Raw genomic sequence first — 9,534 nt, 5'->3', positions numbered from 1 at the left:
TACCGCCGTACTGGCGGCGCCAGTTGTACAAGGTGGCCGCCGACACCTCGAGGTCGGCGGCGATCTCCTCGCCGTTCTTGCCCTCGGCCGCCAGTTCATCGGCTCGGCGCAACTTGCGCACGATGTCCTCAGCCGAGTGACGCTTCCGTCCCGCCATGATCCCTATCGTCCCTTCTCCGCCCTCAACAGGGCAATCAGGACTCTAGAACCACCCGGACCGGTTCACGGGGGACACGCCACAGGGAGGTCCGCCTTGTGTATGCGATATCCAGTGACCCCCTCATTCCTTAGTGCCGCTCGGAGTGCGAGTTCAGGCTTGGTGTTCTTACTCCGGATCGCGGCCATGTTTCGTGAACGACCGTCCTTGCTGAGATGATCGACCATTGCATCAGCATGGCAAAGCTCGACCAGAGGTGCCGGGGCCGGGGCCGGCAGTGAGTTCGGTCGAGCGGTCGACGTGAGACTGTAGCCTCGCGAACTCTATAGCTCGCATGTACAGATCCTCGTATTCGTCACATTCTGATTCAAGAAGCCCTACAGCTATGACTGTGCTGTCCTGAGAGGTCGGGTACTTGGCTACCTGGTGTCTGACCTCTCAGGATGAACCGTCCTGGACCGGATGGAGTCCTGGTTTAGCCACCTCCCGCTTCGGAGGCGACGGTCTCAGGATTCTTGGGTCGCCCATCGGCGACTGGTCATTGAAGATACTTCCAAATCGCGATGGGATTCCGCCGGAAGTCACGCACGTCGTGAGTCCCCACGGCTCGATACTCAAGCTGGGCTGACTCGATTGCACACCGGAGTTGCTGACCGAGGTAGTCATCTTCTACGCGCCAAAGCGGATGGGTGAGAAGGACACACTTGTCGCTCCTGGTCACTGCTGGGAGTGAATTCAGGACGCACATCTTGGAGCCGTTCAAACCCGCGGCGGCAGTATCCATCCATCTTGCTGCGGAGGGCAGCGAACGCGAGGCCTCGACCGGCGAGCCCGTCGTGAGCTCCAGCATGTCGAGTGCAAGTCGCCAGTCGAGGAGTGGATGTCGGCGAGCGTTGTTGTACGACCGCAGGCAGTCAGGACACGACGTATCGCACGTGTCTGCATGATGGGGGTCTTCCCAGAGTCTGCGGAGTTCGTGAAGCGCATCGGTGAGGAGTCGCTGGAAGGCCTGCGGCTCGCCGAGCTCAAGTGCATAGCCCGCGCCGTTTTCGGCGGTGTCGGCGAGGAAGACACCGGCACCCACTTGGTCCGTCACCTGCCCATTGTTCGCGGCCGCCGACAGTCTCATAGGGACGAGACCTGCTGCGATCTCGACCGAATCCAGGTCAAGCAGGACCTGTGCCGCGCGTCGAAGCACTTCCGCGAACGAAGTGTAGGCAGCCTTGCCGGAGGGAAGGCCATACAGGGCGATGGTTCCAGATCCGATGTCAAGTGGACCAGGAGTGACGAGAAGCGCATCGGTGACACGAACCTCGCCGATCGTGTTCATGGTGCCCGCGCCACCACGTGGCGTGTCCGCGATCACGGATCGGTCAGCGCGTCTCTGGAACTCGTACCCACGCCCGAAGTTGTCATTGATCGTGACAAGTTGTGCTTGTTCGTATAAGTCGAGCTTGAGGTGGTCGAGCTGTGCTGTCCTGGTTGGCGAATCGCCTGGAATCAGGGCAGGCGATGACGTCGTGTTGAGGACTTCCTGGTCATCATTGAACGCTCGCGGATAGTAGGTTGTACGGAACCCGCGGGGCTGGTACAGGCTCATCTGCGTCATGGTGCTCCCACAGGCATTGCAGGTGAGTACTGAAGACAGTGTGGTCTGTCCGCACGCGTCACACGAGCTGACCGGCCGGGGGCTGCCCAGAGGGTCGACGGCGGAAACGCTGTTGCCTTTCACGGTGTAGGCAGCAAAGCCGTTTGCAGTATGGACGAGCCCATCCTTAACTACCTCAGCGCCCGGTGCGAAGCTCCGGACTGCAAGCTCGAGCGCTCTGTCACTTACGGCGTGCCGATTCAGATCGTTCTTCGTGCGGACCTGGCGGCCCCACAGGGWGCGGACCCGAGTTGGGAATCCGAACATCGGCACGACACCGTGCCTCGCGAGCGCGGTGCTCAGCTCTGTATCGGCGGCACCCGCTTCGGCGGAGACGACGTCATCGATCCGTGCTGCAAGCCCGGTCTTGACGAAGTCCCTCACGCTGTCGCGTTCACCTGGTGCTAGGGGGGTGTGCGCCGCTAGCTGTTTGACGATTACGTCGACGGTGGGCGAAGTCCGAAGCCACTCGGCGACCCCCTCGCGGAACAGCGGAGTCCACTCGTCGATCTGCCCAAATGATCCGTGGTTACTGTTGGGTGTCCAGGTCGGAGCAGGCGATTGGGCGGCGAACGCCTCGTACAAACATTCGCTGGTCACAACGCGCTGAACGATCCGTGGTCGAGCGAGATCTAGAAAGGGCTGTGGAGGTACATCTCCGGTAATCCGCTCGGGCCGGTTGAAGTAGTACTCGTCGTGCGTCCGATCACGGCAAATCGTGAGCGCGAAGCTCAACGCCTGCCCGGACCGGCCCGCACGGCCGACGCGCTGTTGATAGTTGAATCGCTGCGGAGGCATGTTCGCCATCAGTGTTGAACGGAGGGAGCCGATGTCGACGCCGACCTCCATCGTCGTTGTAACTGAAAGAACATCGAGCCCGTCGGCAAGGTGATTCTCTGACTGTGTAAACGCACCTTTAAACCAACGCTGGCGATCACGCTGGACTGCAAGCGGCTTTGTCTGTCCGGTTAGTTCCGCGATCGCAAGGCGCCGTGGTTCGCGATGTGCGAGCCACGAGTAGTAGTCGTCGGCCTCAGTGGGAATGGGCTCCTCTTCGAGGCCTGCAGCGAAGCACTGCCGGTTGGCGCACACTCCAAGGCTGGGCTGGAGATGCGTGAAATTGCATCGAGTGCATCGCCACACCGATTGACCCGGCGGCTGGAACCTGAGGGTCGAGTCAGCCGATGTGGTCTTGAGGAGCCATCCGCTGACCGCGCGGGAGACAGCCTGATCACCCATGAGAGTCACGAGCTGATCGTTGAGCAGCTCTTCATCGAGCCCGCTAGTGCTTGCGAGCGCCGCAAGGTAGCTGCGGATTGGTTTGGGAGCTATCGCTACTTCCTCCACGCCGCCGCGGCTGCTCCCTTCGGTTCGACCCATGAGGCCGAGGATTCGAAGAGTTGTGCTGAGCACCTCTCCCTGCTGAATCTCGTTCAGCGGGCCGGGTACCGGCGCCCAACCGGTGACATCGATGCGCGCGATAGCAACAGACTCGAGGTCGCGGCGAGCGCGATCAAACGTCGCGTCGACGACAGCAGATCGGAGTGCTGATTTGAGCTTAGCTTGCCCGTTGGTGATCGGCGGTTCTTTCCACAGGCCTGGCTGCGGCGGTCGAAATGCGCGATACCAAGGGGTTTCGCCGTCGAGGTCGTCTTCGAGCTGCTGGTTCCACGGGTCGCTGCCCCCAGGGTTCGCACCGAGGGTGATCAGGACATCGGTTACGCGCTCGCACATCTCGCCAAAAGTAACCGTCGCAACTGTGCCGAGCTGCCGCAGCGCTTCTGCGAGTGCAGACTCATCGTCACTCGAGAGTACGGCTCCGGCCTGTTGCTTCATCCGGGCGAGCGCGCCGTTGAGTAGCTCGGGGTGGGCATGAAGCTGGCTTGGATCGGCGACAATCGCATCGAGTGAGGCCAGCGGGTCGGCACCCTGTGCAAGCTGCTGGCGAAGCACCTGCCGGGTGAGGTCGCGGTGATGGTTGCGCGCGACACCAGCGGCGGTGCGCGCAGCGTCGTCACGACTATCAGTGAAGACAATTGTTTTCGATCGGTCAGCAGCCCCGGGGTCCTGGCCTTCGTCGAGGGAACGAATGAGCTGCGACAAATAGAGCTGCGTCGCCGCAGCGGCGCCTGACGTGTGTGCTCGAATTGCTGACGTCACCTCGCCGGCCCGGAACTTTCCTCTCTCGACGCGCCCACCAGGCTTGTATCCGCACGACGGGCATCGGTCGGGGAGCGCGGGTACGCGATCTTCCGGGTTGTCTCCCGTGAAAACCAGTCGCACGCCGGTCGAAGGCTGGCCGACGCTGTCTGCGATGCCGAGCGCGGGATTCCATGACGTGGGCTGGAAAGCGAGCTTGAGGCCGTCTTTGTTCCAGTCTGGATAGGTGTCCAGGGTACCGGGCCGGTACCAGAAGAACTCTTTCGCCGGACGCAAGAAGACTGGCTTTGCGCTCTGGCTTTCGTCAACCGGTGTCGGTGACAGCAGGGTCTGTGATCCGTGCGCTTCCAGGATGTACCCACCCAGACTGATGTCACCGCATTCATAGCAGTACAGCAGCTCAAGGACACGCGAACCGCATTCCGAGCATGCTCCCAACGGAGTGCTGAACAGCCTGCCGACCCTGCGCTCCTCCGAGTGGACAGGGACACCCGGACATTCCGGGTTTGAACAAGCCCACATTCCGCGAGGCACGCGGACAAAGACGTGTGCTCGCACAGGAATTGGTGTTTTCTGGGCAGCAGCGAGGTCGGCGCTAGCCAGCAGCTGGAATGCGGCGGTGATGAGTTTGCCGTCTGCATCGTCGGGAAATAGCCGAGCCGAAAGTGTCTCCAGTGACGTTGCCCGGATGCGACCGTCATCACCGCCGTGACATGCTGCGGCAATCGCGTGCGTGAGTTCGCCGACGTCGACGGACCCAGACTCCACCAGGTCAGGGTCCAATTGCTTTGGTGGCGTCACAGTGATTTGCTGACCGGCTTCGATGGTGAAACTTTCAGGATCGACACCGAAGAATTCCTCAAGGTACGTACGGCCCTCGTCTGATTCGTTGAGAGAGGCCGACGTCGCGATGATGCGCAGCTGGGGGCTGTCGGTAGCGAGTCCCAGCCTCCTGAGCAGAGCTCGCAAAATCATCGCGACTTCGCTGCCCTGCGTGCCCCTATAGAGATGGAGCTCGTCGACGACGATCGTGAACACGTTGTCGATGCTCTCGGCCAGCCATGCAGCTGTTTGTGCGAAGATCTGATCTTCGCGATGTCGCATCATCATGGTGTTGAGCATCGAGTAGTTCGTCACCAGGATGTCTGGCGCGTGCGCAATCATGTCCCAGCGTGTCAGCATTTCACCCGAGCGGGGGTCTGGGAACTGGCTCAGGTCTACGTCGGTGCGCCCGTTCCGCTGGGCCTCGACGAGGGAGTCGTACTCTTTTGCGTAGGCGCGAAGTTCTTGTGCAACCTCGGCTGCCTTCGGCTTGGACACGGCCCCTGAGCCGGTGGTGTTGCCGGTGTATCGCCCGAACCAGATCGGGTGCAGCGGATCGTCATCCCGTAGTTTCCGGACGGCCCGGCGCAATCGGGTCATCTGATCCTCAACCAAAGCGTTGGTCGGATACAGAATGAGGCTCCGCACACCCGGCGAGCGATCCTCGCTGCTCCGGATCGGAGACCATGTGGCATTTGCTGATTTCCACCATGGTGCAGATTGCGTTTGCGGTCGCCACGACGACGATTCGCGCACGAGGCGTAGCAGCAGCGGTAGCAGGAAGGATTCGGTCTTACCCGAACCAGTCCCGGAAGTAACGACTACGTTGCGCTCGGTTGAGGTCCCAGGCAAGAAGTGATGCCGGATCGAGTTTGCCTGATGCTCGCGCAGTGAAATCTGCTCTGACTGCGCTCCTGCGAACAGTGCTGTCGCAACCCGTCGCGCTATGGACGCGGGCAGGCCGCTCTCCGCGGCCACCTCATCGAGCTTCGCGGTGTTGAGATAAGGCATAACGGGCTCGATCATGACCTGTCCGATGAGTGCACCGGGCTTGGCAAGTATTTCACGGCGTTCGGCCATGACAGCGTCGTCATTGAGCCAGAAGGCTGTATCAAAATAGCGGAGGTACGTATCGCGGAGTGTGTCCGCGAGAGTTACCGGTGTGATCGGACCCATGAAAACCCTTACGTAGTCAACAGTGTTGTCAAGAGATCAGCATTAGCTCTGTCGATCGATGAGTACTCGAGGCACTTGCGCCTCTGCCCCGCGATCGTCACGGTCTTCGATGCAGGAAGATGCCCAGCGAATGCGACCGCTGCTCTGTCGTACAGGCCCGGAAGCTCACAGCCACGCGGCGTGAGAACGGTTTCCCGCTTCTCGATGTAGAACGCGAACGTCCTCCCAATCGCATTCGCAGCGAGATGTTTCGCAAGATGGACCCCAGTAACCGCAGCCGTATTGTTCGCGACGTCACGATAATCTCGGTACAGGTAAAGGGTTTCGAACCCTCGCTTGATGCGGTAGGCACCCGGGCTTGACACGTCACCTGTTGGAACCCACGTTGCTGAACCGAGATCGAATCTTTCAGCTGATTCGAAGCCGGGTAAGACTGATCGCTCCAGGGTGACTCCGACGTCGGACAGCGCGGGGAGCGACTGGAGGATACCTGCACCGGCGGCCGGTACGACGGTCGCCGCTTCCAATTCGGCAATCGACTCCAGGCAGCCGGTGTCATTGAGCTTGAGGATGACTTCTGCTGGGCCAGTCTTCGGTCTACTTGTAGTCAGTGACCGTGACCCGTAATCCGCAACAATCGCTGAGACAGTCGGCCGTGACCACCTTCCGGTGAGGCGATACGGTCCAGCCGCGACCTGGGCGAGACATGACGGCGAAAGCTCCCATCTGATCGGCCGGGCTCGCTGATCACGCTCAATCGCAATGTGGCCAAGTGCTTCTAGGGATCGGGTAAACGTGTCGGAGAAAAGTGCGGAGCCCTCGAGTTGCCGGGCGACGTTCTCGAGGGTGCTGAAGCTGCCTCCACCGAGATGGACAAGGACGTCGAGAGCGGCGTCCCAGTTGATGCCGGAGTCTGCCACATCTGGAAGATCGGAGACCACTATCGTCGCCTCCGTTGCCGCCTGGCCGTAATTGCCGCTGCCCCGCGCTCGGTTCCTGGGCAGCCACCCTGGGTAGCGCTTCACGAGTCCACATGAAGTGCACTCGCCCACGATGACTTTCGTGTCTTGCCCGCCGTACCACGTGGGGAGCTGGATGTGGTGGGCGCCTGTCGCAACGCAGGACTTCGGGTCTGGGGTGCCGATCCTCACGCGACTAGATTGCTGCTTCTGTCGCGGCTTGTTCCAGAAAATGGAGCCCGTCGCGGTCTTGGTGGCAGCGATGTCGGCTGTGCCGTCATGTGCGAGTCCATCGACAACGATTTCGACGGCCTCGCCCTCCAACGCGGACAGTACGCCCACCGGGGAATCGAGGTTGTAGATAAGTCGTGGCGCACGGGCCCACGTGAGGTCGTCTATCGAGTCGCCAGAACGAAGGCGAATGGAGAGTTGCTGGGTTGGTGACGATTTCGAGCCAGTGAACAGTGAAACCTGGTAGTCGCCATCGGGTAGGGCCAGTTCGGAAAGCGGAGCTACCAGAGATCCGGTGTCAGACTCCCAACTCCTGATCGGTGCGTCCGACTCTGATTCTGCTACCGTGACGCGAAGCTTCTCCGCAGTCTGGACCGTTGCCCGGATCTCCGGCGGACTAATGCTTGACCACTTTCGGATACGTGACGGGATCTGGAGGCCGCCTGCGACGGTAAGCTGATTGCGAGCCAGCGGAACCAATTCATTGAAACGGGTTGTGCCGGCATCCGGGGCGGCGAAGAGCTGTACGCCACTAAACAGAGTCCAGCCCTCGGGTAGACCTTCGAGCGTGGTGGTCGAGGTGAACCCAGGACGCGCACAGGCCTCGAGTACCTTTTGAACGTCTTCGACCGCCGTGGCGGCAGCGCGCGTTGTTCCGGCTGACTGAACCAGCAGCAGCGAGTCAACTCCCAGCTGGAGGCGGTCGGTCTGTACGTAGGCTGACTGCAGGTCGTCGTAAATGAGCGCCACCACATTGCGCGGATACCGTTTGTACTCGAGCCCGTTCTCGCTACCCGCGTGCCGCACCCGGACCACGCCTTCGAGGACTGAACCGAAGTCGAATTCCTCTGTGTAGCCGGTACGCCAGAGTCCCGCTGTTCCGGGCGTGAACCCAAGTGCTGACCATCGTCCGGCCGTCTCGAGTACCTCCATGTGGCCGTCCATGCTGTCGCCAATCGGACGCAAGCCAAGTGACAGATCGAGGGAAGACCCCATGAAACCGCTGCGCATGCTGGCAACGATCATCGCCCGCCCTGTTGTGGCTGTTGCTGATGAGTCACTTTGAACGCCGTCCCAGCTAGCGAGTTCGACCGCTGCGATCGTGGCGATGCGTTCGCGAGAGTCGGTGCGCTTCCATAGTCGGCGAAGGTTTCCTGTCGCCGATGAACCTTCAGTGGACAGCCACATGCCGAGGTACACGCTGAGGTCCTCAGGTGCGAGGCGCATGCCGGGGCTGAGACCGAACTGCGCGAACATCGATGGCAGTCGGCGCCGGTCCGCTTCGCGGACCAAGGCTTGCGACATCGGTAGCCCAACATAGCGGTGCGTCAGCGCGAATGCGGTCGGTACGCCGCGTTCGCCTTCCAGGTTCTCAAGCCACGTATTCACGCGCTTCCACATGAACTCCGCGTGCTTGGGGTACTCACGTCTCAGCGCGGCATTGTTATCGGCCAGGCCCAGGAGTCGAGCCAGACGCGCGTAGTACGCGTGAGAGGCGAGTCCCTCCTCGGTGTTGCCCATCTCCTCAGCCGCCACGACGGTCAGCGCTAGGAATGCCAAGCAAGGAGGCTCGATGATCGAGCGGCGCGACCACTTTCTGGTCTCTGCTGCAACCTTCGCTAGTGAGAAGGCCCCAATGTCTTCGATGGTAACGCCACGGACAACCTCAGCGAGGGCGGTGCGTGGCGATGACGACTGGTCGCCGGCGGCAGCCGCGACTCGGCTCAGCAGGTCCTGCTCGAGGTCCATGTACGCAGGTACAGCCTCGTCGGTCTCGGGGTAGACGACCTCGGCGACGGCAGCGTTCCATTCGAGATAGCGAATCCAACGTTGCTTTGGCGTCCCCGAAAGCGTCGGGGGCGTTGATGCTCGACGCTTGTCACTTGCCAGGCTCAATTGGGTCCTCACAGGCTTCGAATATCTTGTGCGGGTGACCCTAGCGCACGGTTCTGACAGCGATGGCGTGCTTAGGGCTCCCGTTGCGGACTTCATCTGTTCGAGCGACTAACGGATGCAGCCAGTACCACGAGGGCTTCGTCCATCGCGGCGACCTCAGCGCCTTCGAGGGATCGGCCGTAGCGGGTGGGTGCGGGTCTGTGAGTATGCCCTGCCTGGTCAGCCCCTCATGACCACCAGATGATCGCATCGACCACTGACAATTCCGATCGGCAGAACGGTTGCTGGCGAGGGCAAACCGTTGTGCACCCCACGTGGGTTGCGCGTGCGTGACGATCAGTGGCGCAGTGGTGTCTAACGGCGAACAGCTAACCCGATGCAGTTCGTTCCGTCGGCTGGCCGCGATTCCACTCGGCAGGGGAGCGGGCGGATCTAGGCTGCCCGTGACGTTATGGAGTCACGGGCACAGCCACGATTCGACGGGA

The 9,534-nt window shown here is 61.3% G+C and carries 4 protein-coding genes; all 4 read right to left on the bottom strand.

Translation table 11 applies throughout. The features are described 5' to 3' along the window. On the bottom strand, window positions 1-157 hold a 157-nt coding region (locus A9310_RS07395; RefSeq protein WP_083207290.1), incomplete at its 3' end, for a transposase. Window positions 158-222: 65 nt separating this feature from the next. Beyond that, the gene (locus A9310_RS26560; RefSeq protein WP_083207289.1) at window positions 223-384 is read right to left on the bottom strand and encodes a hypothetical protein; all 162 of its coding nucleotides are present in this window, start codon (window positions 382-384) and stop codon (window positions 223-225) included. A gap of 311 nt (window positions 385-695) precedes the next feature. Next, entirely contained in the window at window positions 696-5,963 is a 5,268-nt protein-coding gene (locus A9310_RS07390; RefSeq protein ID WP_065630025.1) for a DEAD/DEAH box helicase, read from the bottom strand. Between the two features lie 8 nt (window positions 5,964-5,971). Next, window positions 5,972-9,049, bottom strand: a complete 3,078-nt coding sequence (locus tag A9310_RS07385) for a hypothetical protein (protein WP_139104557.1) — start codon at window positions 9,047-9,049, stop codon at window positions 5,972-5,974. Window positions 9,050-9,534 lie beyond the last annotated feature (485 nt).

The organism is Gordonia sp. UCD-TK1, from assembly GCF_001691435.1.
GTDB lineage: Bacteria > Actinomycetota > Actinomycetes > Mycobacteriales > Mycobacteriaceae > Gordonia > Gordonia hongkongensis.
This window is presented reverse-complemented; position numbering and strand designations above follow the sequence as displayed.

Excerpts from the sequence above, each read along its gene's own strand:
- A9310_RS26560 (WP_083207289.1), bottom strand. The coding sequence starts at position 384 with ATGGTCGATCATCTCAGCAAGGACGGTCGTTCACGAAACATGGCCGCG.